The organism is Mesorhizobium sp. P2_E10, from assembly GCF_056404235.1.
Genome location: NZ_JBFUEK010000008.1, coordinates 152,594 through 176,174 on the forward strand (window position 1 = coordinate 152,594; position 23,581 = coordinate 176,174).

The 23,581-nt window shown below is 60.1% G+C and carries 19 protein-coding genes; 7 read left to right on the plus strand and 12 right to left on the minus strand.

Annotated features, from left to right (window positions below; translation table 11 throughout):
* Nucleotides 1-342 precede the first annotated feature (342 nt).
* Complete coding sequence (gene rfbC / locus AC1D0N_RS21680; protein WP_477247477.1) at nt 343-894, plus strand: dTDP-4-dehydrorhamnose 3,5-epimerase; 552 nt, start codon at nt 343-345, stop codon at nt 892-894.
* Here rfbC and AC1D0N_RS21685 read toward each other — a convergent pair.
* Nucleotides 889-2,205, minus strand: a complete 1,317-nt coding sequence (locus AC1D0N_RS21685) for a DUF4910 domain-containing protein (protein ID WP_477247478.1) — start codon at nt 2,203-2,205, stop codon at nt 889-891. The two genes, rfbC and AC1D0N_RS21685, sit on opposite strands and share 6 nt — an antisense overlap.
* Before the next feature lie 5 nt (nt 2,206-2,210).
* Nucleotides 2,211-3,269, minus strand: a complete 1,059-nt coding sequence (locus tag AC1D0N_RS21690) for an NAD-dependent epimerase/dehydratase family protein (RefSeq protein WP_477247479.1) — start codon at nt 3,267-3,269, stop codon at nt 2,211-2,213.
* A 435-nt stretch (nt 3,270-3,704) separates the two neighbouring features.
* Between AC1D0N_RS21690 and AC1D0N_RS21695 the strand changes: the two genes are divergently transcribed.
* Nucleotides 3,705-4,919, plus strand: a complete 1,215-nt coding sequence (locus AC1D0N_RS21695; protein WP_477247481.1) for an acyltransferase family protein — start codon at nt 3,705-3,707, stop codon at nt 4,917-4,919.
* Nucleotides 4,920-5,068: 149 nt separating this feature from the next.
* On the opposite strand, the gene AC1D0N_RS21700 is transcribed toward AC1D0N_RS21695, so the two are convergent.
* From AC1D0N_RS21700 to AC1D0N_RS21720, 5 genes are all read right to left on the minus strand, one after another.
* Nucleotides 5,069-5,440 (minus strand): putative collagen-binding domain-containing protein, encoded by a 372-nt coding sequence (locus AC1D0N_RS21700; protein ID WP_477247483.1) that lies wholly within the window; start codon nt 5,438-5,440, stop codon nt 5,069-5,071.
* A 112-nt stretch (nt 5,441-5,552) separates the two neighbouring features.
* Entirely contained in the window at nt 5,553-6,620 is a 1,068-nt protein-coding gene (locus AC1D0N_RS21705) for a glycosyltransferase family 8 protein (protein WP_477247485.1), read from the minus strand.
* 246 nt (nt 6,621-6,866) lie between these two features.
* Nucleotides 6,867-8,222, minus strand: a complete 1,356-nt coding sequence (locus tag AC1D0N_RS21710) for a glycoside hydrolase family 140 protein (protein WP_477247487.1) — start codon at nt 8,220-8,222, stop codon at nt 6,867-6,869.
* Nucleotides 8,223-8,255: 33 nt separating this feature from the next.
* Nucleotides 8,256-9,692, minus strand: a complete 1,437-nt coding sequence (locus tag AC1D0N_RS21715; RefSeq protein WP_477247489.1) for a DUF4214 domain-containing protein — start codon at nt 9,690-9,692, stop codon at nt 8,256-8,258.
* Nucleotides 9,693-9,965: 273 nt separating this feature from the next.
* Nucleotides 9,966-11,024, minus strand: a complete 1,059-nt coding sequence (locus tag AC1D0N_RS21720) for an acyltransferase family protein (RefSeq protein ID WP_477247491.1) — start codon at nt 11,022-11,024, stop codon at nt 9,966-9,968.
* Between the two features lie 285 nt (nt 11,025-11,309).
* On the opposite strand from AC1D0N_RS21720, the gene AC1D0N_RS21725 reads away from it, so the two are divergent.
* Entirely contained in the window at nt 11,310-12,767 is a 1,458-nt protein-coding gene (locus tag AC1D0N_RS21725; RefSeq protein ID WP_477247492.1) for an oligosaccharide flippase family protein, read from the plus strand.
* Nucleotides 12,768-13,110: 343 nt separating this feature from the next.
* Here the strand turns inward: AC1D0N_RS21725 and AC1D0N_RS21730 are convergent, their stop codons facing one another.
* The 4 genes from AC1D0N_RS21730 to AC1D0N_RS21745 all read right to left on the minus strand — a co-directional run bounded on the left by AC1D0N_RS21730 (nt 13,111) and on the right by AC1D0N_RS21745 (nt 18,099).
* On the minus strand, nt 13,111-14,040 hold the full coding sequence (locus AC1D0N_RS21730; RefSeq protein WP_477247494.1) for a glycosyltransferase family 8 protein: 930 nt from the start codon (nt 14,038-14,040) through the stop codon (nt 13,111-13,113).
* 82 nt (nt 14,041-14,122) lie between these two features.
* A complete protein-coding gene (locus AC1D0N_RS21735) occupies nt 14,123-15,103 on the minus strand; it encodes a glycosyltransferase family 2 protein (RefSeq protein WP_477247496.1) in 981 nt (326 codons plus the stop codon).
* 3 nt (nt 15,104-15,106) lie between these two features.
* Complete coding sequence (locus tag AC1D0N_RS21740) at nt 15,107-16,534, minus strand: polysaccharide pyruvyl transferase family protein (RefSeq protein WP_477247497.1); 1,428 nt, start codon at nt 16,532-16,534, stop codon at nt 15,107-15,109.
* A 287-nt stretch (nt 16,535-16,821) separates the two neighbouring features.
* A complete protein-coding gene (locus AC1D0N_RS21745; protein ID WP_477247499.1) occupies nt 16,822-18,099 on the minus strand; it encodes a glycosyltransferase family 4 protein in 1,278 nt (425 codons plus the stop codon).
* Nucleotides 18,100-18,294: 195 nt separating this feature from the next.
* On the opposite strand from AC1D0N_RS21745, the gene AC1D0N_RS21750 reads away from it, so the two are divergent.
* Nucleotides 18,295-19,425, plus strand: coding sequence for a glycosyltransferase family 4 protein (locus AC1D0N_RS21750; RefSeq protein ID WP_477247501.1), 1,131 nt, complete (start codon nt 18,295-18,297; stop codon nt 19,423-19,425).
* Here the strand turns inward: AC1D0N_RS21750 and AC1D0N_RS21755 are convergent.
* On the minus strand, nt 19,418-20,650 hold the full coding sequence (locus AC1D0N_RS21755) for a glycosyltransferase (protein WP_477247503.1): 1,233 nt from the start codon (nt 20,648-20,650) through the stop codon (nt 19,418-19,420). The genes AC1D0N_RS21750 and AC1D0N_RS21755 overlap by 8 nt on opposite strands.
* A 245-nt stretch (nt 20,651-20,895) precedes the next feature.
* Here AC1D0N_RS21755 and AC1D0N_RS21760 point away from each other — a divergent pair, with 245 nt between their 5' ends.
* From AC1D0N_RS21760 to AC1D0N_RS21770, 3 genes are all read left to right on the plus strand, one after another.
* The gene (locus AC1D0N_RS21760; RefSeq protein ID WP_477247703.1) at nt 20,896-21,768 is read left to right on the plus strand and encodes a glycosyltransferase family 2 protein; all 873 of its coding nucleotides are present in this window, start codon (nt 20,896-20,898) and stop codon (nt 21,766-21,768) included.
* 28 nt (nt 21,769-21,796) lie between these two features.
* Nucleotides 21,797-23,089, plus strand: a complete 1,293-nt coding sequence (locus AC1D0N_RS21765; protein ID WP_477247505.1) for a polysaccharide biosynthesis/export family protein — start codon at nt 21,797-21,799, stop codon at nt 23,087-23,089.
* A gap of 230 nt (nt 23,090-23,319) precedes the next feature.
* Nucleotides 23,320-23,562 (plus strand): hypothetical protein, encoded by a 243-nt coding sequence (locus AC1D0N_RS21770; RefSeq protein WP_477247507.1) that lies wholly within the window; start codon nt 23,320-23,322, stop codon nt 23,560-23,562.
* Nucleotides 23,563-23,581 lie beyond the last annotated feature (19 nt).

Consider the following 23,581-nt stretch of genomic DNA (forward strand, 5'->3'; position numbering starts at 1 on the left):
TTGAAAAACGGAAGCGCGGTGGCCTGACGATGAACCTGTGCCCGCCGCGCCTCCGTAGGAGGCTCTCTTTTGGGAGAGTGCTTCTCGGTGAGTGCTTCTTTTGCGTCGCAGGTTAGGACGGAGCGCCCAAGGGTTCGATTTGCCAATCCGTTGGGAGCCTTAATCCTTATAGCGAAACGGCGGGCGCATTGGCCGCCGTCAGGACCACCGAACGGGTAGTACGGCCGGCCCGGCATACCGCGATCGGAGAGGCCCTCTAAGGCTTAGGTAGCTCTTCCAGCCGGGCACGCCGTGCCGACAATCGGACTGCCGGTCCTTGCCCGGCCATTGGGGGTTAGGGCGATGCAGTTTACCGAGACTGAGCTGAAGGGTGTCTGGCTGATCGAGCCGACGCCGGTGATTGACGACCGCGGTTCCTTCACCCGCCTCTTCTGCGAAAAAGAGATGGCCGATTGCGGGCTGGCGACACGCTTTGTCCAGCACAGCCGGGCACGTTCCGTCAGAAAGGGAACCCTTCGGGGGCTGCACTATCAGGAGGACCCATACACCGAGGTGAAGCTCGTCTCCTGTGTCCGCGGCGCGATTTTCGATGTTGTCGTTGACCTGCGCCCGAACTCACCGACACGATACAACTGGCTGGCCTTCGAGCTGACGCCCGAAAACATGAAACAGGTCTACATCCCTGCCGGCTTCGCCCACGGGCTCCAGACCCTGACGGATGATGCCGAGGTCTCATACCTCATATCGCAGTTCTATACGCCTCACGCATCGACGGGCGTCCGCTATAACGACCCTGCCTTTTCGATAGGCTGGCCTTTGATGCCGACGGCGATGTCGGAAAGGGACAGGACGTGGCCGCTGCTCAAGCAGCGGACTGCCGCCGGGGCCTTATGAAGCCGCGCCCAGTATCCCGTGATCCGACAAGAGTTTCGCCGCGGCGGCCAGTTCCCTGAATGGCAGGCCCGAGCGTTCCGCCATCGCCAGAAGCGAATGCTGCCCGTCGGCGAGATTTAACACCCAGAGCAGGGACATCGAGGTGGCGCCCGAAGACTTCTGCCCTCCCAGCGCGGCGTAGAGGCCGCGCCTGCCGAGTTGTGGTTCGCCCTTGGGAAAAAGGTTCAACGGCGTCCAGTCCTCTTCGACGATGTCGATCACATCCGTCAGGATGCGGAAGGAATCCTCCAGGTGCTCCGGCTTGATGAAGTCGAGATTGTCGGCAGACGTGTGGTATTCGGGGAAAGTGCCGTGCACGCTCCGCTGGAACATGCCGACCGGAAGATTGAAGCCGGGCGAACAATATTGCCTCTCGTCATAGCCGTAGGGGGAGAAATCCATCAGCTTTGCCCCGGCTTCACGTCCGAGCACATGGGCCATGGCGCGGTCGATGAAGGCGTCGCCGCGGCGGCTGCGCTTGTATGCCGGGCGTCCTGCATCACCTAGGCATGAAAGCACCAGACCGTGGTCGATGAGATGTGTCCGGTCTTCGTTGCGGGACAGCCACGCGAGCGCGCCGATCGTGCCCGGAGCGAACAGGAAGCGGTAGCTGTATCGTGTTTTCCTTGCCTTCAGGCTTCGCGCAAGGGTCGCCAGCAGGGCCAGGCCTGAACAGTTGTCGTTGGCCAGCGACGGATGGCAGATGTGTGCCGAAAGCAGGAATTCCCGCTCCGTCTGCCCGCGGTGCAGGTATTCGCCGTAGGTGAGGCTGCCGTCCTTGAGTTCGGCATCGATCTCCACCCGGTAGAGACCGTCGGGCATCTTGGCCACACGGTCGTGGGCTACGCAGAAGCCCCATGTCGGGGCGTAGTAGGAGGTGCGGTAGGGGATCAAGTCCGGCTGTTCGGGCAATGCATGGATATGCCGCCTCAATTCGTCGAGCGGCAGGGTCCCCTTGAAGGGCATGCTGTAGTTGACGACGTGCAGATTGGAGTCGGCAAAGTCTACGACCGTTTGCCCGTCCGGGCCTGTAATGCTTGCCGAGCGGATGTTCCACTCCTTGGGAATAGTCCAGTCGAACACCTGCGTCCCGGTGGGCACCTCATGCCGTTCCAGGTCAATGTGCCCCGACAGCATATCCAGCGTTCGTCGTACACCGTCCCCGGTGATGCTCCTGCAAATCGGAAAGAGACGTTCGGCCAAGGCATAGATTTCCTGGCCGACGCCGGTGGACGGCGGCAGGCCTAGTCTGTCGGGGTTCAAATGCTCCATTCCGGCTAACCCGCCGCCGCCAGCCTTCGAGGAGGTTCGGTGACCCGCATCCGCTGGTCGAGAAGTCCGTTGGCCAAAAGGTACCGGATGTGACCAATGCGCTGGAAGCGCGGCCCCTCGAATTCCTCGAGAGTGACATTCGACTTGCTATAGGCCTGGTAAAGTTGCTCGGCGCCCCTGCGCGCATCCCATTGCGGCTTGAAGGCAGGAAGAGCGCGCGCGATCTTGTCGAAGTTGACACGGTAGGACCGCTTGTCGGGCCCAGCATCCGCCGCGAATTCAAGCCGGCAGCCCGGCACGACTTCGGCGACAATCTCGGCTATGTCGCGGATCCTGTAGTTGTGGTCCGTCCGTCCGACATTGAAGGCCTCGTTGTGGATGATCTCGCGCGGCGCTTCCAGTCCGGCGATGAACGCCCTTGAAATGTCCTCGATGTGGACGATCGGCCGCCACGGTGTCCCGTCGGACTTCAGCAGGATCACGCCTTTGGTGATGGCCCAGGCGACCAGATTGTTCAGCACGATGTCGAAGCGGAGCCGGGGCGACAGGCCGTAGGCCGTGGCGGGCCGGAAATAGGTGGGAGAGAAGCTGCTGTCGGCCAGTTCTGAAATATCCCGTTCCGAAAGCACCTTGGACCAGCCATAGGCCGTAACCGGGTTCAGCACGGCCGTTTCGTCGACCATTTCGTCGCCCGCCTGTCCGTAGTTGCTGCACGATGACGCGAACAGGAAGCGCGACACGCCGGCCTCCTTGGCCGCCTCCGCGAAACGGACGGTGCCCCTGTGGTTGATCTCGTAGGTGATGCCCGGATCGAGATCGGATAGCGGATCGTTGGAAAGAGCCGCCAGGTGGATGACGGCATCGAACCCTTCGAGGTCGCGCGCATCCACATCCCTGACGTCCTTGAGGATGGACGGAACGGAAGCCTGCTCCCCGCCCGAAGCAAAGGTGCAGCGCCGGTAGAGATCGCTGTCGTAACCCGTCACCGAGTGCCCCGCGCTGAGCAGCATCGGCACCATGACCGAGCCGATATAGCCTTGATGGCCGGTTACCATGACTTTCATCGCACACCTTTTTGTCGAGCGGATATGATCGCGCAGAGGCTACTTGGGCTGAAAACAGTGAGGGAGAACGCTAATGGGCGATCAGGATGCCCCGTTGGACGAAGCTTCGCCGCCGGCTACCTCTTTCGGGTGGTGCGCGCCTAATCCTTTCGGAGGATTAGAGGACGGTCGCCGTATTGCGAGCTTCTATCAGCCTAATCATCGGCCCTTCCCGATCCGAGAGGGAAGTCCATCCGATGCAGATGTGGCTTGCAACTGCCGCGGCGATATCCACGGTCCTACTTCTTTCGGTCGTCCGGCGAGCAGCCGCGTGCCTTCTTAACCGAAAGACTGAAAAGAAATCGCGCCGCGCATGTGGAAGAATAATCTCAAAGTTGATCGGCCTACCGAAACGATCGCTGAGCCGGGCGGATTCCCGCGAAGGGACGTCGCAGCATGGGAACATCGATGGTCTCACGTTCCGCAACGCTTCAAGACAGCAGCAACCGCATCGGATCAATCGACGCGCTGAGATGTTTCGCAATGACCGCCGTGGTGGCCCAGCACAACGGCCTCCTGCCCTTCGGGTGGACCGGGGTCTGGTTGTTTTTCGTCATCTCTGGTTACGTCGTGACCGTTGCGTTGCTTGGCAGACAGTCTGATTTGCCGGCAAGACGGGGTCTGGCAAGATTTTTCCGCCGCCGGGCCCTCCGGATCGTACCGGTCTACTATGCCTATATCGGCTTGGGCGTGCTGGTTTGCCTCGCCACCGGAGCCGGCACAGATATTGTTGCCGTGGGGTCGCTGCTGGGCTTCATCAACAATGTCGCCATGGTGCTCGGACGCGGCGAGCTTCCGTCGTGGCCAATAGGGCATTTGTGGACGATTTCAATCGAGATGCAGTTTTATACCGTCTACGGGTTGCTTTGGTTCCTGGCGTCCCGCCGCACGGTGGTAGTTCTCTTGTTGGTCGCGCTTCTCGCTTCCCCTGTCCTGCGCCTGGCGGCTTCTTTCCTGGTGGCCCACCTTGGATGGGACGGCCAAGCCAGCGCCTACGCAATCTATTCGGGTTCTTTCCTGCATACCGATTCGTTCGCGACGGGCGCGCTGCTGGCCTTGGCGAACCAAAGGGGGGTTCTCGGCAGAATCGCACGCCCGCTTGCCGTTGCAGGCGGCGTCACGCTTGCGATCTACGCTTTTGTCTATATTGGCCTGAACTATGCTGCTGGCGATCGAGGCCTGGACGTGTTCCGCAACGTTCTATCCGGTATCCTCTGGGGTCAGTATCGCCAGGTCTTCCTCTATACCGCCATGGCGGCGGCCGCCGGCGGGTTGGTTGCGCTGGCGGCCACTAGGGACCCGTTGATCGATTGGTTTGTCAGGTCGCGGCTACTGCAGCGCATCGGAGAAATCTCCTACGGAGCTTATGTCTACCATCCGCTCGCGATAACGGTCTCCATCCTTCTCATGTCGGCATTTTTCCAGCTGCCGCCGGAAAATTGGTCCATCGGATGGAAAATCACTCGCTTTCTCGCCTCTTACATGCTGACATTGACCACCGCCGAGCTTTCGTTCCGCTATTTCGAAAGCCGCTTCACCCGCCGCCGCAAGCATGTGCCGCAGTTCCTCACGAATCCGCAGCCGTCCGCAAAGGGCACTACTTTGGTCTGATCGAGGGAGATCAGGTTGCCCCGTTGGACGAAATCTTTGCCGTTGACTAGTTCTCTTGGATGCGGCCTGCCTAATCCTTTCGGAAGATTCCTTCAGAGCGACCGTCGAGGGCAGGAATGCGCCTGGACATCGGGGGTCGCCTCCAACATTCATTGGCTCTGCTGCACAGGGTCTTGCGACGTGAGTTCCAGAATCCAGTCCGGGTATCCCCGGCTGTTGAGTTCCGGCGGCTTGAAGACCGTGCGCTCCGCCTTGAAAGAGGAACCTTCAACATCCGTTTCTTCCCCGCTCGCAGGATCGCGCCAGCGGGCGTGGACCGAAGTCGCCGAAAGCCGCGCGAGGTCCACCGTGACGCCGTTGACGGTGGGCATGTAAACGACGGCGTAGGAGCCGTCCTTGGCCATAGCAGCAACCGCCCTCCCCATCTCCTTGCCCATGCCGTCGACAAGCAAGCTGTTCTTGCTGTCGGGTTCGAGCAGCCACCACTTTATCGACGAGATGAAGGCGATGAGCTCTTCCATGCTTTTTGCGCAAGGACTGTTGAGGGCCTCCTTCCTCGGGAGGTGGCCGACCACGGCTTTGCCTACGTTTCGATAGGCAGGTTGGCAGGCAAACGCTACTCTAGCGTGGGCGCTATGTCCTGAGGTGTTTCTGGTGCGCGCGGCGCGCTTCACCCAGCACTGCGACTGCATCGGCTGTCCCGCCGTCGAATTCCAGGTTTCCCGCTTCGGCAATGGCCTGCTGGGCCAGAGCGTGCTCGTATACCGCGGTCTCCTTGCGCCGCCTCACCTTGTTGACGAGATAGGAGATGCCGTGATCGTAAACCCATCCGGGGCCGGGGAGGCCTGTTTCTTCACTGATCGCGCACAGCAGCGCGTATTCCCTTGGATCGCACGTGCGGGCGCGCACGGGAAGGAATTTTCTGGACCCGGTGTAGTGCCGAACCGTGGCCGTCCGCCAAGCGTGCGTGTGAAGGGCGCACTTCTGCACGTTGAGGGATACGGGCAGCAGCAGCGTATCGGGATCGAAAGTCATGTTGAAGACGCATTGGTCATGTGTGGGGCACGCACTCATATACGGGCAGTGATCGAGATGTTGTTCGAGGTTTTCCGAAAATCGCCTTTCGGCTTCCGTCTCCCGCCACTTGCGGGAGTTGATCAGCATCAGGCCGGAATTGAAGTAGCGGGGGGACAGGCCGTATGTGCTGCACCGATCGAAAATCAGGGGATCGTCTATGCCCGTGCCGATCGAAAGGTCGAGGCAGGCAGCGGCGATCTCACTGAACCCTGCAATCTTTTCGCAATGAAGGTCGCCGAACGCGAGCATGTCTCCGTCCAGATAGAGCACGTACTCGTAGGCTTCCGAGAGCACCCCGATCGCACACTCCTTGAGAAGGGCCGTTCCAGTGATGTGCCGATGCTTGCCCGGCCGTTCCCTGATCTCGAAGGCTGGTCGCACGAAGGGGGCGTCTAGCACGCGGATCGTGTGGCCGCGCGACGCCAAGAAATCCTTGAAACGGGCGGGCACATCTTTGCGGTAGCCGACCTGGAAGAAGTGAAAATCCAGCGGGCGGCTATGGCTGCGGGCGAATGAAGCCAGGGAATAGAGGGTTATGCCGTGATAGTTCGAATCGCAAAGATAGGCGGCTGCAATCCTTGTCCGGGATGGCCCTGGCGAACCCGCGTTCACACGGATCAACATGGCGCTGACATCTTCTTAACTGACGGTCCGTTGATGGCACTTCACCCGGGCAGGCAAAAGCTGGCAGAAGGAAGTACGCGAGAGAGAGCGGATATGATCGCGCTGAGGCTAGTTGGGCTCAATGGGAGTGGGGCGAACGCCGTTGACTAGTTCTTTCGGGTGGTGCTCGCCTAGTCCTTTCGGAGGATCCTTTCAGAGGACCGTCGAGGGCAGGAATGCACCTGGACATCGGGTCCCCTCCAACATTCATTGGCTCTGCTGCACAGGGTCTTGCGACGTGAGTTCCAGAATCCAGTCCGGGTATCCCCGGCTGTTGAGTTCCGGCGGCTTGAAGACCGTGCGCTCCGCCTTGAAAGGGGAACCTTCAACATCCGTTTCTTCCCCGCTCGCAGGATCGCGCCAGCGGGCGTGGACCGAAGTCGCCGAAAGCCTCGCGAGGTCCACCGTGACGCCGTTGACGGTGGGCATGTAAACGACGGCGTAGGAGCCGTCCTTGGCCATTGCAGCAACCGCCCTCCCCATCTCCTTGCCCATGCCGTCGACAAGCAAGCTGTTCTTGCTGTCGGGTTCGAGCAGCCACCACTTTATCGACGAGATGAAGGCGATGAGCTCTTCCATGCTTTTTGCGCCAGGGCTGTTGAGGGCCTCCTTCCACGGCATGGTCTGCCGCTGGACGCCAGGCCCCCCGAAATGCCATATCGGGTTGTTGCCGTAGAGATGCCCGAAAGCGCCCGAGAGGATCGCCTGGTAAGCCTGAATGCGGATCCGGTATTCGTCGGCGTTGTGTTCGAACTCATAGGCGCTCTCCATCAGGAAGAAGGGCATGCCCCTGCCGATATCGTGCTCCCTGAGCGCGCCCGCATAGACGGGGCCGTCTGTGTAGACGTTGTTCACCTTCAGCCAAGGTTCGTGACCCCAGAATTCGAGCGGCGCCGTTTCGGGAGCGCCATGGACAGTGCTGAGAGCATCGGGGTCCTCTTCCATGATGGCTTTGGCGAGGGTCCTGACCAGATCCTTGTCTGCAGGATTGTAGTCGCCGCCGTTGACCCACATGATGTTGTCGAAGCGTCGGTAGCGACGTCCAACAAAACGACCATAGGCGTCAAGCCTCTCTGCTCCTGCTTCCGCCATTTCCTGATACCAACCTTCATAGCCACCGCCATATCCGAGATAGGCCGGGGCGAGCAGCACCAGGATGCCAAGCTCGCACGCTTTCTGGAGGATGCGATCGGCATGGGCAAAATACGCCTCGTTCGGAACGACGAAATCCTCGTGGTCGGCGAATGGTCTGTCGCCATAGGCGTTTGCAGGCGCATTTCGAGAAAACCGGTGCTCGAGGAGGTTGACCAGAACGGTGTTGAACCCGCGAGCCTTGCGGTCCTCAAGATAGAGGTATGCTTCCTCTTCCTTGAGGTCGGCGATCAGCGACCATGCCGAGTCGCCGTGCATGAAGAATGGACGACCTTCCCTGTCGATCGGATAGTTCTTTCCGGATTCGATCCGCAGCGGGAACTTCGTACCACCGTTGCTTTCGCAGGCCTGGCTTCCCGTCGACATGGCCGCAAAAAGGGCGCCCGCCATGAAAACAAATGCGAGGCGCACTGCCTTGAAACTCCCTTCTGCCAGCTTTCCCGCTTATCCGGGGGCCGGCACCGCGGCGGCTTCGCGGGTGGCGGCGTGCCCGGACCTGAACTCCGATGAATCGACCATGCCGAAGGCCACGTCCTCGCGGGTCATGGTCCCCGCGCGCAGCTGCCGGGCATAGGTTTCAATCCCGTATTCGTCCCCGGGACGGTCCAACAGCAACAGATAGAGGAAACCGATATAAGCACGGTCCGTCAGGCCGATCGTGGCATATCTGGTTTCGAAATCGTCCGTGCGCATCATTTCAATGATCATGCCGGCGAGTTTGCTGTCTCCGCTTTCAAGCGCTGCCGACCAATGATCGACGCTGGACGTGTCGCCCTCGTGGCCAAGCACGAGGCAGTAAGCAAAGCTTGCCTTCCGCACATACACGGACTTGTCTGCTGCCGTGGTCTCCGGGTCGCAGTCCCGATGCGGCTTGGGCAGCGGCTGCGGTCCGCGGGTGAAGTCACGCACCGTCTTGTAGGCAGGCTTCGGCTCGCCGACCCTCCATTTGCCATCCGGTGCGGCGGTGAGCCTCACCAATCCCATGTTGGCTTCGAAGCCGGGGGCCCAGTAGGTCTCGTCGAACAGTTCGTAGATGTGCGCAGCCTCGACCTTGTACTTCTCGTTGAGTTCGCGAAGTCGCGTCATTGTCAGCTTGATTCCGTCGGCCTGCTGACGCTCGCTGCGCTGACTTCCATAAGGATTGTTGAATTCGGTGACCCAGATCGGCTTGCCGTAGCCCGCGATTTCGCGGAAAGCCCATTCCGGGTCGTCGCCGTACATGTGCCACACTGAGATGTCCCAGACGATCCCGTCCTGCTTCATCCGCGCGAACGCTCCGGTGTGGCCCCATCCGGCGGTGCCGATCGCTTTTCTGATGCCCGGATCGACCTCTGTCATGCCCTCGGACAGGCCTTTGAGGACGGCACTCACCTTCACCCAGCGCGGGCCGTAATAGTCGAGCGGCCCCGTTCCCGCCGCGGGTCCCCATGCACACGGATATTTCGAGCCGTCGTCGCGTTTCTCGCAAGGCTTGATGATGGCGTAGGTCTCCATCTCGTTGCCGAGTTCCCAAACGCGAATGTCGTCCTTGAATCTGGTGCCAAGGGTGACCGCCAGCTTCCGGGTCTTCGCGTAGAGCTCTTCTGGGCTATCCTTATCCAGATCGATCCCCGCAGGCGTGATGACGGGCAGTAGCTCGATTCCCCTCGCCTTCCCGGCGTCGACAAGGTCGGCAAGCATATCTGCGTTGTCCTCGCTTGTAACGTTGACCCGGTACGATTTCAGGCCGAGATCCTTTGTAAAATCGAGCTGCCTCTCGACCGGGATGCCCGGATAGGCCGTTATTGGGTGGCCGTTGACGCCCCAGAGGAGATCGGCGGCGGAAGCAGGCACGGCGGCCGCCAGCAGGCAGGCTGCGGTGACTGCGAAACGAAAGGACATGGCAACGGGCCTCCCTGTCGGCTCCAATTCAGGCTGGATAGTCGGGAATGCGGCCGCTGGAAGCAATCTGCCCATACGGGTGAACGGAGCTTTTGCGTACCCCTTTCGGAGGTCGCTACCTACCCGTTGGGAAGCACGCTTCTAGTCCGCGTCTGGCCTGGCAGGCCCGGAAACGCGCGCCATGCAGCCGAGGGATGGAAAGCCGGACTACCCCTTCGGGCCGCTCCTCGGTTCTGCAATTTCATGACCCTGGCGAGCTGAATCACCTCGATTCTAGCTCCGGGCCTCCAGTGCCGGCCGTCCCGATTGGCGTCTCGTGGCCCTGCGAACGAAGTCGAGAGCTGGCCTTTCCACATACAAGTATGTCAGCACACCGATGACTAGACATAAGAACACAATTGCAGGAGCGAAGACAGCTTGTGACATTCCTCCCACAAATGTCGACTTGATCACCCAGCCATAGGCCATCATGACGAAGACGTGTGTCAGATAGAGGGCATAAGATGAATCGCCGAGCAGGACAGCGGCGCCGCCGGCCTTCGATTGCGGTCGCTCTATCTCTAGAAATGCAGCCACTATCAAAGTTGCCGGAAGGCCCCATACGATGACCCGCAAAGCGGGTGAAGCATCGGGATGGGGCACGAAAATCGGGGACACAATTATTATAAGAAACCCAAGCGGGCCGAGAGCTGACGGGACTTTCCATTTCCTCGCAGCAGAAAACAACAGAGCCAACGCGATGCCGAAACAAAACTCCAGAGCGAGGGGACTAGAGATGAAATCAGAGAAAGTCGAATCCTGCATTTCTCGACCGATAAGGATTCCACCAAACATCAGAAAAATCGTCGAAATCGACGTCGGGAGTATCTTTCTGAAATTGAGACATATTGCAAAAACTATATAAAAATATAGCTCGTATGAAAGTGTCCACGCAACGAAAACCAACTTCTCTCCAGGAAGAATAAATATCGAATTCACTACAGTATAGTAATCAATAGGCATATTCTTCAAGAATCCGACCGCACAAATTGCTGCGATGACAGCGCTACAAATCCAATACAATGGAAATATGCGGGTTGCCCGCTTGATGATGAAACGCTTTGGCGAGTCCGGAGACTGACCCGGCGGAAAGCTCACATACACCATAATAAACCCGCTAATTACAAAGAACAGATCTACTCCTGCGGCGCCAGATGTTGTCACCCAGTCGGGACTGAACCGCCCAGCTTCCGATCCATTCGACATCTCAAGGGTATGGCGAACTATGACACCAAAGGCGGCGATAGCGCGAAGTATTTGAAGCCCACCTAGATCGCGATTTTGCGGGTTCATCCCATTTCCACCCATATGAGAAGAAGGTGCCCACCCTAGGGGCCCCCTGCGGTAATACAATTCATCCGTCCGGCGGATGGGGTTGGGGCTCCTTGCGTCCTATTTTATCCAGTCCGATCAATCCTGAACCGGTCAGGAAGTGGTCTGATCACGCGGGCAGTCGCCTCCCTGCTACCGCTTTAGTCGGTGGTCATTCCCTAGCCTATTGGACGTCCTGACCTTCAACTCGGTTTGTCGGACTATCCATCGGGGCGCAGGCGGCAGCGCCGCCGGGAAAGGACACTCATGCTTTCGGTAAAACGCGCACTCATGATGAGCGTGGGTGAACGCTACGTCCTGCTCGTGACGAATTTTGCCACTGCGGCCTTGGTCTCCCGGATATTGACGCCCAAGGAGATCGGCGTGTCGGTGATCGGCATGGCCATCATGGCAACTGCCCTGTCCCTAAGGGAGTTCTCCAGTTCGAGCTTCCTCATCCAGCGCGAGGAACTCAGCCGCGAGGATATACGCAGTGCCTTTACGGTGACGTTCATCCTCACCGGGGTCATCGCCGCCACTCTCGTCGTCACTTCCCCTTTCCTGGCTTCGTTCTACGGCGAGCCGAACCTCGTTCCCTATTTCAGGGTCATCTCGGTGTGCCTGCTCCTCGATGCCTCTTTCACCTTGATAGGCGCTCTCCTGCGCAGGGAAATGTCCTTCGGCAAGATCGCGGCCATCGACATAACGGGAGCGGTGGCGAACTCTGCAGCAACAATCGCGCTGGCATTGGCGGGCTTCAGCTATATGAGCTTCGCCTGGGCCTGGTTGATCGGCAGTGGTCTTGCCGCGAGCCTCGCCCTCACCCTATGCCCTCATTTCTGGATGTTCAGGCCGTCCCTGGCCAATTGGCGCGGAATGATCTCATTCGGCGGATACAACGGCGCCATCACCATGCTTTTCCGCATCTTTGACGCCCTGCCCCTGCTCCTGTTGGGCCGCGTCGTGTCGCCGAATGCAGCAGCCTTGTTCAGCAGGACGCTCTGGATCGGCCAGATACCCGACAAACTGGTCATAGGAGGTGCCGTGGCGGTCGTGCTGCCCGCCTTCTCAGCCGAGGCTAGGCAAGGCAGGGATTTGAAGCGCCCCTATCTAGCCGCCCTTTCCCTCATCACCGCGCTCCATTGGCCCGCGCTCCTTGTGCTGTCGATTCTCGCGTACCCGATCGTGGACATCGTGCTCGGCCACCAGTGGACCGAAGCCGCACCGCTGGTGCAAGTGGTCGCAATCGCGCTGCTCTTTTCCTTCAGCTTCGAACTGAATTACCCCGTAATGGTCGCACTTGGAGCGATCCGCGACTTGTTCATCCGTGCACTGATCGTCTTCCCGCTTTCCGGTATTCTCCTCTCCGCAGCCGTCATCTTCGGCGGATTGCAGGCAGCCGCATGGTGCATGCTGGCGACCGTTCCCTTCCAAGCCTGCATTGCCCTGAGCTTCGTCAGGCGCAGGCTGGGACTGAAACGCAGGGACATCGCCGCAGCGCTATGGAAAAGTGCTGTCGTTGCCTTCGCGAGCGCGGCTCCTCCCCTCGCAGCCATCGGAATCTCCGGTTCAGGCTTCGGCCTCTCCAACATGGAAGCCACTGCGGCGGGATTGTTAGCGTTCGCGGGGTGGTCGGCCGGATTAATCATCACCCGGCATCCCCTGCTTGACGAGATCATCAAGATCTTCCCGGCACTCCGGCGGGCACGGGCTTCGACAGGTTGATCCGTGGCCACTCATCCGCAACCCTGCGCCACCAGATCGCGCCAAGTCGGCTGGCCGGGGTTCCCCAGCGAACGCGGGGGGCCTTGGGCGGTGGTATTTTTCGCCCAGGCAGGGTTCCCCTCCACCCCAGTCATGGCTAGCACATAGTTTTGCAGCGGCTCGGGCTGTGCGGACTCCCCGAGCGCAATCGTCACACGGATCTTGGCAAGGCTGGAGATCCCTGAAAAGCTAGACTAGCCGGCCGACACTGCGGAGGGCATCGAGCGTTTACCTCCCGTTTGTCTCGCGGATTTCCGGGAAAAGCAGCCCGCCATTGCCTGAATGCAGCTATTGACGAAGGACCTCAAACCGCAAGGAACTGGCCAATAAGCCGCGAAATTTTGGTCCGCTCGGCTCTCCTGCGCAATCCATTGGCCCAGTAGGTCAACCCCAGATCTGCAGGGGGAATTTCCAGACCGAGGTCCTCGCAATGACGCGATATGCGGGTGAGCACCGACCGCTCGTTCCTGTCGATGCGATACGCTCTCGCCGGCAGGAACTTCTCCGGCCCAGTATAGTGGCGGATCAATGCCCGATCCCAATAGGCTGTCTGGAATGCCGACTTCTGCACATTGAATTCCAAAGGAAGCGTTTCCCATGCCCGATTGGCGGCGATGTTGAAGGCGCATTGGTCGAGATGGATACATGACCCATCCCAATAGGGACAAAAGTCCGCATGTGCCTTGACGGCGGAATCGTATCGTTCGGGAATTCCCGCCCCATTCCATCGAGAGACATTGATGGCCATCAGACCGGAGTTGAAGTAGCGACGTTCGAGGCCGTGTTTGTCGCAGTTTTCGAAGAATGCGGGATTGTCGAAACCGGTGGATATGGAGAGGTCGGGTACAGCGGCGAGAGGTTGTGTCTTCGGGGCGACAGCTGCCAGATCAAGAGGCCGCATGGCAAGCGTATCATTGTCCAGGTAGCAGACGACATCATATTCGCCCGAAACCGCGGCGATCGCCTCGGCCTTCTCATTTGCCGTGGGCGTTATATGGCCGTGGCCGGATAGGCCCCGGTCGACCGTCGACAGGGTATGGGTCGCCAGCCGATGGCCCCTCGCCTGGAGGACCCTGAGCACCGCCGGCGGGGGCTCCGAGCGGAATCCGGATTGAGCGATATGGATGTCTATTTCCCGCGAATGGCTCAGTCCCAACGACACGGCGCTGACATAAGTCAGGTCGTCGCGCCTGCCGTCAGTCAGGTAAACGACACCGATGCGCCTTTTGGTCATGGGTTATCCCTCCGCGGATGAAGGACGGCATCCGATTCGAAACAACGGCCCCGCACCGGTGGCCACCTGCTGAACGTCGTTCTCAATGCTGGCCCCAGGCCTCCGCCAGACGCGAGCGGATGTGGCTGAGAGGGTTGGGAACATGGACCAAGTAGTCGATCGGCGGAATGTAGGCTAGGCTGGGCGAGAGTTCAGCCGCAAACCTGAGGAGGTCAAGGCCAGCTGCTCTCTGGCCGCGCGCGATGTGTGACAAGCCAGACCAATATGCACGTTTTCCGAGGTTTCGATACACATTCCGCCGCAGTTGTTCCACTCCGGGCACGCCGGCTGCATCGTGCGAAAAGAAACTGTCGAAGGCGATCTTCTTTTCGACCATGTCGCGCTTGGGATCTTGCCAGAATACCGCAGATAGATTCGCGCCGTGTTCCCGCCTTATTCCATGGATCGCGTTCGTCACCGCCACTCTGCGATGCAGCGAGAGCCGTAAAAACATTTCCACGTCTTCGTTGTAGGATATCTCCGACCGGAAATGGCCGACCCGTTTGAGGTCGGAGGTTCTGATCAGCGACGCGCCGAACCCAAAAATAACCCTGCTCGGGAGCGACCGCGCCAAAGCGTACGATTCCATGGACAGAAATCGCCAATCCCCTACGGCCGAATTTTCCACCATTGGAAAGGGCTGCTCCTCCTCGTGCCATGCCAGTTCGGCTCCGCATGCGAAAGAAACATCGGGTGCTCGTTCAAGAACCGACAGGGCGCGGTGAAAACAACCATCGACGAGCAAATCGTCGGCGCAAAGAATCACAACGTACTTGGAACTGGCCCAATCTAGACCCTCGTTCCACGAAGCGTGCAACCCGAGATTTTTTTCACGCGCCACAAGCGTTATACGTTTGTCCTGCCTTGCCAGTTTTTTTGCAACATCGACGCTATCGTCTGTTGAAGCGTTATCTATGATCAAGATCCTGATATCTTCTACCTGCTGCCGCACGATGCTTTCGACAGCCTGAGGCAAGTAGCGCCCGTAGCAGTAGTTTGGAATCAGAACGTCGACCAGAGGCATTGATCAGCCCTCCAAAGTTGTTGAAAGTGGGAGAATTTCTGTTTGTCTGTCGATCCTAATTTCGGTGTCGCTTTCACGGATTCTCTCGTCGTCTATGTCTGCCTCCCCCGACTTCGCGTTAACGAGGTCAGCCAGAGACCGCACGCCGAAGACTTGCGTTCGGAAGAGATCTTCTTGGTTCATTAGTTGTCGCCTGTACCGCAGGACGCCTTCGCGAACTTGCTGCGCGCGCGCTTCCCGCTCCGCAAGGAGCAAGTCGAGCCGCGCCTCAAGCCATTCGACGCTGAACGTCTCTACGTTGGCGCAAAAGGCCGATAGGCCCATGTCTGCGGCAAGCACGTCATGCTTTTCGAGGTATCCAAGAGATATGACAGGCAGACCCACCCGCAGGGCGCAAACAACGTTGTGAAATCGGGTCGCGACGACGACGTCAGTGGTCTGCATCTGGGCCATGACGTCGTGGAGCGATGCAGACCGAGTGTAGATGACCCGGGCCAAGTCAGCTTCAGAAACCATGCCGCGGAGCCGCTCGATGATATCGACGACCGCGACCTCGTCATTGTCCTGGCCCAGGATCAGTCGAACGGCGAAGCCTCGCATCACAGTGCGTGCAACAAACTCCGCGAGCTTGGATATGTACGCGTTGTAAATTGCTTGACTTTCACCCGTGCGGCCGCGGTAGTTCATGACACCCAGGCCAACGACGGTGGTCTCTGAAACCTCACGCTCGACCGTTGGAATTGGAAGACCAAAAGCGAGGTCGGGGAAAATCCGGTCGCTGGCAACATCGACTCCGAGGGATCGGATGAAATCGCGCGAAATTCCGTCACGATACGAACGGTATGACGCGCAACGCGCTGCCCAAGCGAAGAACAGACGAGAGAGGGGGTGGTAAGCAGGCCCGGCCCCGACGCTCGCAAATGCCACGACGCAGCCGCGCAACCTCGCCATCGCTAACCATTTGAGAAAGCCGTAGGGCATTCCCAATGGTGTGTCGCTAAAATCATCGAACGCGCCGGTTCCGGCCACTACGACAGCATGAAAGCCACGAAGTTTGAGGAAGGCCCGAATTGGCCCCCATATCTTGTATGGGACACGACCGAGCATGCGGTTCGCAAGGTCGAGCCAATGCGACTGGATACCCGGCCGCGTCATTTTGATAGCCTTCAAGCCGAAGACCCTCTCGACGGTCTCTGGTCGTGTGCAAATCACGGCAAGTTCGGCCTCCGGGCAGATACGCCTCAGCGCGTCGATCATTGCCTCAAGCGAACCGTCATTGCCGAAGTTTCCGACGCCGAACTGCCCTATCAGGGCAATCCGAAGTCGCCTTGTGCTTCGCGCTACACGCGCAGGGTCGCGGCCCTTCGCCCGTCGTTGCTCTTGGACATGACGTTCAAGCACGGTTTCAACTTGCGTATTTTGGGATTGCATAGCGAACCGTTCGCTCTCGATTTCGGTGAACAGAAATCCGCACTCATTCTCGGATGAAGGTGCAGACACACCCGACGTTGAATGAATGCCAATGACCCTAGTATAGAACCCAGTACTCGTTTCCTCGCTTCAACTTATGGGCAGGACAACACACCTTTTCGGCTGAGGCCGTGCATTTGAGAGGCCTCTTATGTGTCCGGTCTATCGAAGCTTTCCGGCGACGCTTAGAAGAGAGCTCGGCAATGTCGGTCCCTTCAGAAGGCGTCCAGCGGCAGGCTGGCAGGCAGTCAATCGCGGAACTCGCCGAAATCGGCGTCGACCTGAACCATGAGTTCGAGGTATTTCCAGGCGATCCACCGCCAGGAATAACTGCTCGCCCTCGCGTGCCCCTTGGTGATCAACTGCTGCCGCAAGTCTTGGGCGAGCATCAGCAGGCGGACAGCCTCGGCCCACGACTGGACGTCGTCGGGATCGGCATAGAGAGCCGAATCCCCACAGATTTCAGGAAGGCATGGCGAGGTCGAGGCCACCACCGGGCAACCGGATGCCATCGCTTCGACGGCGGGTAGCCCAAAACCCTCGATGCGTGACGGGAACAGGAAGCACAGGGCGCCTTCGAGCGCCTTCTTGAAGTCGTCGTCCCCTATGCGGCCAAGCAGGACGATATTGCCGGGCATTTCCGGGACATAGCGCAGGACCGTGGTCTCATCGACATCGCCTGGCATCCAGAGATCGAGACCCATCTCATCGAGAAGCGGGGCCAGCTTGGCGAGAAGCTCCATGTTCTTGTATTCCTGATCCCGCCTTCCAAGGCAGAGGACGTACGGCCTGCCGCGGTCGACGGCCAGCGACGATCTCGCCGCATCCCACCTCTTCGCATGGTCGCTGCCGTTGTAGGTGACGACGATGTTTTCGTCCGGCGCGATGCCAAAATCTATCAGATGGTCGCGCGAGAGTTGCGAGACGGTGGTGATGCGGGCAGCCCGCCTGCCGAGCGCCGGCAGGATCAGGCGATGCGCCCAGCGGAAACCGAGCCCGTAGCTCGACGGCATCAGCCTGGTGTGCATATCGTGGATGCATGCGATCTGGCGCCGCAGCACGACGGGAGCGAGGTTGCAGAAGCTCAGCAATCCTCCCGGCACGTGCCAGGGCAACTGCGCCTGCACCCAGAATTGCGGCAGTCGCGGTCTGCTGAATTCAGGAACGACCCGGACGGGGATGGCATCGAGGCGGAAAGGTTCCGAAAGCGGGCGCGGCACCACGAGATCGATCTCCAGGTCGCGACCGAGCGGATGCCCTTCCGAAAGGAGGGCGTCGAGGGCCATGGTCACTTCGCGGGCGTAGCGGGCAACGCCGGTCGGCCGAAGCGTCGTGAAGTCTCCGTTTATCGTCCAGCGTCGTCTTGGCGCATCCCGGTCCGACCACGCCCAGGCGGGATGCCCGATCGCGGATTGGGCAGCGTCGGCAGGCGATCTCGCCAGTGGTTTCTCGGCGCGGTGGCCATTCAACCGCCCGGCAGGTCTTGGCGACGCCGCCGCCGCCGTGCCGAACTCGAGCTTGCCCATGTCCACCTCCCCGGTCCTTTCGGCGCCCTGGCGAGACTAGCATCCCGTGCGACACTAAGGTCCTCAGACGTTTGAGGTAGGCACACAGTCCGACCTCGCCTATCCGGATGATTCCCGGTTAACCGGATGACCCGATGGCCATGGTGACCAGGCGTCTTCGCAGCCCCACACTGACGGCCGCAAAGGGGGGCCGCCATGGCACGGCGCTGGACAATCAATGGGCGTTTTCTTTCCCAGCCGACAACAGGCGTCCAGCGCTATGCGCGCGAGGTCGTCCGCGCGCTCGACGCCTTGATAGCGGAACAGGCCCCCCTCGCCCGTGGCCTCGAAGTCGGACTGCACTGTCCCCCCGGCTCCGATAAGATCCCCCTGGCCTTCATCGAGCGCCGCGAGATCGGCCGCACGAGCGGCCATATCTGGGAGCAGACGCAACTTCCGTTGTCGCTCGACGGAGGCGGACTGCTCAGCCTCTGCAACACGGGACCGCTGCTTTCCCGAAAGCATATCGTCTGCATTCATGATGCAAACGTCTGGAATGCGCCCGAAAGCTATTCGCGTGCCTTCAGGAGCTTCTACAGAGCGTTGCTGCCATGCCTCGGCAAGACGGCGTGGCGTGTTTCGACGGTTTCGGATTACTCGCTTGGCGAACTGGTCCACCGCGGCGTCATCCCCGCGCAACGGGCTTTCGTAGCCCCGAACGGCCATGAGCACGCCACGCGATGGACGCCTGAACACTCGGTCAGGACACGAATGGCGGCCTCGCGGGAAACCATCGTCATGATCGGCAGTGCCGCACCCCACAAGAATGTGGAGCTTGTCCTGGACATGGCTGACCGCCTTGCCGAAGCCGGGCTCAGGATCGCCATTGTCGGCATGTCGGATTCGCGCGTTTTCAAGTCAGGACCAACCAGCGCAAAAGCCCAAAACATCCAGTGGCTCGGCCGCATTTCCGATGGCGAGTTGGCTGCTCTCCTCGAGGACTCACTATGCCTGGCTTTCCCCTCGCTCACGGAGGGTTTCGGCCTCCCCGCCCTCGAGGCGATGGCGGTCGGCTGCCCGGTGGTGGTTTCCAACCGGGCCAGCCTGCCTGAAGTTTGCGGGAACGCAGCGCTGTTTGCTCCTCCGGACGACCCGGAGGCATGGTTCGACCGTTTCATGCAGTTGCGCAATTCTGAGACCCTGCGGCTCCAGATGATAGGCAAGGGACGGGCGAGAGCCTCGGCATACAGTTGGAGAGCGACGGCCTTGCGCTATCTCAAGGCGATGGCGGCCGCCGACGGCGTCGACACGGAAACGAAGGTCGTCAGGGCTCGAGAGTTCACATGATCTCGTGCAGTGCCTGGACGGCCCCGAGCGACTCCAGGATGGCGCGGTCGAAGTTCTCTTCGGAAAAACGTTCTGCATTCCTGGCGCAGGCGCGGGGCGTGATGGCATGGCGGTTCTCTTCGAACCGCTCGACTGCCTCCTTGAGGTGATCGACGGTTTGAGCCTTGAACAACACCCCTGTCGGCTCGGGCGATGACCCGAGGCGCCGCACAATGTCGACCGCCCCGCCGCGGCCGAAGGCGATCAGCGGTGTTCCGCAAGCCTGCGCCTCGGCCAGCGCTATGCCAAAATCCTCGCATCCCGCAAAGACCATCGCCTTTGCGCGTGCCAAGGTGTTCACATAGTCTTGCCGGGGCAGATAGCCCGAGAAGGTGACATTCGGGCCGGCAAGTGCCCGCAGGGCGGCTGATTGCTGCCCTTCGCCAACGATGACCAGCCGCCGCGACGGCATCTCGTTGAAGGCCCGGATGACGAGGTCGGTGCGCTTGTAGGGCGCGAGGAAAGATGCCGAGACATAGTAGTCATGCTTGTCCTCGACACAGGGCAGTTCTGCAAGCGCAACCGGCGGGAAAACGACGCGCGCCTCGCGCCCGTAAATGTGCTGGATACGGGAGCGGACATAATTCGAGTTCGCCAGCATCATGTCCGGACCGTGCGCGGTTCGCGTGTCCCACGTCCTCAGGCGATGGAGCATGTACCGGTAGAGCATTCCCTTGGGGCCAAAGCCAAGGTGACCCTGCTGCAGATAGGAAAACTGCTCGTCCCAGGCGTAGCGGACCGGGCTGTGCACATAGCAAAGATGCGGTTGGTCCGGCCTGGTGATCACGCCACGCGAAAATGCTGCCGAAGACGAGATCACCGCATCGTAGCCCGTCACGTCGAACTGCTCGATCAGGAAAGGGCAGAAGAAGAAGAGGGACCGATAGAATTTCTGCACCATCGGAATCCGGTTGGCAGCGGAGGTATGGAATTCCACGTCGCGGAAATATTGCTCCTTCACCTCGGCCGGCAGGAAATCGAAAAGCGTGAAGACTTCGGCATTGGGGAACTGCTTGCAGATTTGCGCCAGAACCCGTTCACCGCCCCGGAAATTCGGGCACCAGTCGTGAACGACCGCTATCTTCGCGTATCGGTCGACGCGAAGCTCCGGCACGGCCGGCAACTCCTCGATGGGCACATCGACCTTGGCCGCGACCGTCAGATCGGAAGAACGTTCGTGGAGCATGGGTCCCCTCGCACCAGCAGACCCGGCAGTCTCCATTCCACGTCATGGTCCCGGCAAGTTGTCCGATCGGCTACAGGCTGCTCCGCACACGCGCCGGCCTAGTACTTCCGGCTGTGTATCGTGCGATGGGAATACTCCAAAAGCCGGTGCCAGGAGGTAGGCAAGCTCATTCCGTCTCCTTTTATGCAGGCTGTTTCGGCCCCCTGGTCGGTCTAGTTTCGGCGGAAACCAAAGCTGGATCGAGCATGAGACTTGCAGTGATCATTCCGACCCTTGGCCGCAGCGGACAAGTCGCGCGCTTGCTCCGGCATTTGGGTGGCCAGACGAGGCTTCCCGACGAGGTCATATTGTCGGCCCCCGACGCCACACATGTCGAACTGCCGGAACGCAGTCCTTTTCCCGTGTCACTCGTTTTCGGACCGAAAGGACTGGCTGCCCAACGCAACAAGGCCCTGGTCCCGTCCCTGGGGCGCTTCGACATCATTACGTTCTTCGACGACGATTTCGTTCCGTCCTCCGAATACCTGGAGCAGGTCGAGCAGGCTTTCGCGGGGAATGACGGATGGGCTGTGGTGATGGGCAGGGTCGTCAGGGACGGGGCAACGAATGCAGGCCTCACCTGGCAAGAAGCCGAAGCCGCCCTGCGGGAGGCCAACGACAAAACGCATTCTGGACCGTCGGTGGTCGATCATGTCGGAGCTTACGGTTGCAACATGTCCGTCCGTTCCTCGCTTGTGGGCGATTTGCGTTTCGACGAGCGCCTCGTCCTCTACGGCTGGCAGGAAGACATCGACTTTACCAGCCAACTGCGGTCCAGAGGCCGCGTGGTCTGCGTGACCTCGATCACGGGCGTCCATCTCGGCATCAAGTCGGCGCGCACCAGCGGAACGCGGCTCGGTTACTCCCAGGTTGCCAACCCGATCTACCTGATCCGGAAGGGCTCCGTTCCGGCCTCCTTCGCGCTGCCCCTGATGTTCAGGAATATTGCGGCCAACCTCGCCAAGAGCCTGTGGTCGGAGCCGTATGTCGACCGAAGAGGCAGGCTCAGGGGCAACATGCTCGCGATCCTGCATGTCGCCAAAGGGCGGATCGAACCCGAATACATCCTGAAAATCTGACGCGGTGAAGACAATGCGGAAATGGTTTGTGACGGTGGCGGCTTCATTGGCGGCGGCGACTATGTGCTCCTTGCCGACGGTGGCTGCCGAGTATCTCCTCGGACCTCAGGACAAGGTCAGGCTCAAGGTTTACGAATGGCGCGCGTCACGCGATGTGATCTTCGAATGGACGGCGCTCAACGACAGTTTCGTTGTCGGCGCCGACGGCACGCTCTTCCTTCCATTTGTCGGCCAGATCCGTGCGCAGGGCACCGCCCCCGGCGACCTCGCTCGCGCGATCGGCGACCGCCTGATGCAGCACATGGGCCTCGGCCGCCAGCCGGATGTCGCCGTCGAGGTCGTCCAGTACAGGCCGTTCTACATAGTCGGCTACGTTACGCAGCCCGGCGAGTTTCCCTACAGGCCCGGCCTGACGGTGCTGCAGGCGTTGGGCATCGCTGGCGGCCTGCGGACACACGAGGAAGACATGTCGAGGCTTGAGCGTGAAGTCATCTCGGGCCAGGGCGACGTGGGCTTGTTGGCGCTGAGCAACGTCGGTCTGCTCGCGCGCAAAGCCCGGTTGGAATCCGAACTGGCTGGCAGCGACGACATCGCGTTCCCTGCGGACCTGAAAGACAGGGCCTCCAACGAAACGGTCGCGCAGGCGATGGAGCAGGAGCGTAAGATCTTCGCCGTCCGAAAGGACGCGATGACGACGCAACTCCGTGCTCTCCACGAACTCAGGGATTTCCTGGAAAAGGAACTAGCTTCGCTCGAGGAGCAGCTGACCTTCCACGACAAGCAAATCGAACTCATCCAGAAGGAACTCGCGGGTGTTTCGACCCTTGTACAGAAAGGTCTGGCGGTTGCGCCACGGGAACTCGCTTTGGAGGGGACGGTCGCACAGATGCAGAGCGACAGGCTGGCTGCCGAGACCTCGCTTTTGCGAGTCAGGCAGGAGATTAGCAGGACCGACATCGAGATCCTCAACCTCGGCAACAACCAGGCCAGTGAAGTCGCCGGGGCCTTGCGCGAGACGCAGCTGCAGCTCAATGAGGTTACCAGCAAAGCCGACACTGCGGTGCAGTTGCTGCACGACACCGAGGTCACCGCCCCTGCACTTCTTGCCCTCAGGGAGCGCTCCCAAAGGGCCAAGCCGATCTTCAAGATCGTGAGGACGACGGACAGCGGCTCGGAAGAACTCACGGCTGAGGAAACGACGCCGATCGAGCCAGGAGATACCGTGAAGATCGAGATCCCGCCGCCGCAGTCGGGCCTGGCTGCCCTACCTGTAAGCGGCGGCATTCAGGCGGCGACGATTCCGGTTCAGGGTACCAATTGATCAAGCTTGCATGGTCCAGCAAGGGCGGCAGATCGCTGCGCTCCATTGGTATGGGTACTGGAACCGCGGCTTCTGGAAGCCGCCAAGCGGACCATCTGTGCAATACCCTTGGCAGCACTTGCCTTGCACTTTGAGGCCGCATATCAGTGAGCACACACACTAGGCCCCTTGGACCCCTGACGGAACCTTCCTGCCGCAGTGAGCCATCAGTCCTGCGGGCGCCACTGGAGATGTCGGTGCTCATGAGCATAATTGCCGTATCGGCAGCAGGCGTGCTGATGGGATTGCGGTTCAAGGTTCCCGCCCTGATAGCGGCGACTGCTGTGCTTCTCGTCGGAAGCTTTACCTGGAATGGCCTTGGCATGCCGGGCCATGTGACCGCCACCAAATTGTTGATCCTGGTATTCGTATTGGCTTGCGCCTACGTCATCGGCCTGTCCCTGTCCGTCCGCCGGAAGCGGGACGAAACCTAGAGCAGCATGATCCCGAAAA

Bases quoted from the DNA above. Each gene is read 5' to 3' on its own strand.
- rfbC (WP_477247477.1), top strand. From the start codon at position 343: ATGCAGTTTACCGAGACTGAGCTGAAGGGTGTCTGGCTGATCGAGCCG.
- AC1D0N_RS21685 (WP_477247478.1), bottom strand. From the start codon at position 2,205: ATGGAGCATTTGAACCCCGACAGACTAGGCCTGCCGCCGTCCACCGGC.
- AC1D0N_RS21690 (WP_477247479.1), bottom strand. From the start codon at position 3,269: ATGAAAGTCATGGTAACCGGCCATCAAGGCTATATCGGCTCGGTCATG.
- AC1D0N_RS21695 (WP_477247481.1), top strand. From the start codon at position 3,705: ATGGGAACATCGATGGTCTCACGTTCCGCAACGCTTCAAGACAGCAGC.
- AC1D0N_RS21700 (WP_477247483.1), bottom strand. From the start codon at position 5,440: ATGGAAGAGCTCATCGCCTTCATCTCGTCGATAAAGTGGTGGCTGCTC.
- AC1D0N_RS21705 (WP_477247485.1), bottom strand. From the start codon at position 6,620: ATGTTGATCCGTGTGAACGCGGGTTCGCCAGGGCCATCCCGGACAAGG.
- AC1D0N_RS21715 (WP_477247489.1), bottom strand. From the start codon at position 9,692: ATGTCCTTTCGTTTCGCAGTCACCGCAGCCTGCCTGCTGGCGGCCGCC.
- AC1D0N_RS21720 (WP_477247491.1), bottom strand. From the start codon at position 11,024: ATGAACCCGCAAAATCGCGATCTAGGTGGGCTTCAAATACTTCGCGCT.
- AC1D0N_RS21725 (WP_477247492.1), top strand. From the start codon at position 11,310: ATGCTTTCGGTAAAACGCGCACTCATGATGAGCGTGGGTGAACGCTAC.
- AC1D0N_RS21730 (WP_477247494.1), bottom strand. From the start codon at position 14,040: ATGACCAAAAGGCGCATCGGTGTCGTTTACCTGACTGACGGCAGGCGC.
- AC1D0N_RS21735 (WP_477247496.1), bottom strand. From the start codon at position 15,103: ATGCCTCTGGTCGACGTTCTGATTCCAAACTACTGCTACGGGCGCTAC.
- AC1D0N_RS21740 (WP_477247497.1), bottom strand. From the start codon at position 16,534: ATGCAATCCCAAAATACGCAAGTTGAAACCGTGCTTGAACGTCATGTC.
- AC1D0N_RS21745 (WP_477247499.1), bottom strand. From the start codon at position 18,099: ATGGGCAAGCTCGAGTTCGGCACGGCGGCGGCGGCGTCGCCAAGACCT.
- AC1D0N_RS21750 (WP_477247501.1), top strand. From the start codon at position 18,295: ATGGCACGGCGCTGGACAATCAATGGGCGTTTTCTTTCCCAGCCGACA.
- AC1D0N_RS21755 (WP_477247503.1), bottom strand. From the start codon at position 20,650: ATGCTCCACGAACGTTCTTCCGATCTGACGGTCGCGGCCAAGGTCGAT.
- AC1D0N_RS21760 (WP_477247703.1), top strand. From the start codon at position 20,896: ATGAGACTTGCAGTGATCATTCCGACCCTTGGCCGCAGCGGACAAGTC.
- AC1D0N_RS21770 (WP_477247507.1), top strand. From the start codon at position 23,320: ATGTCGGTGCTCATGAGCATAATTGCCGTATCGGCAGCAGGCGTGCTG.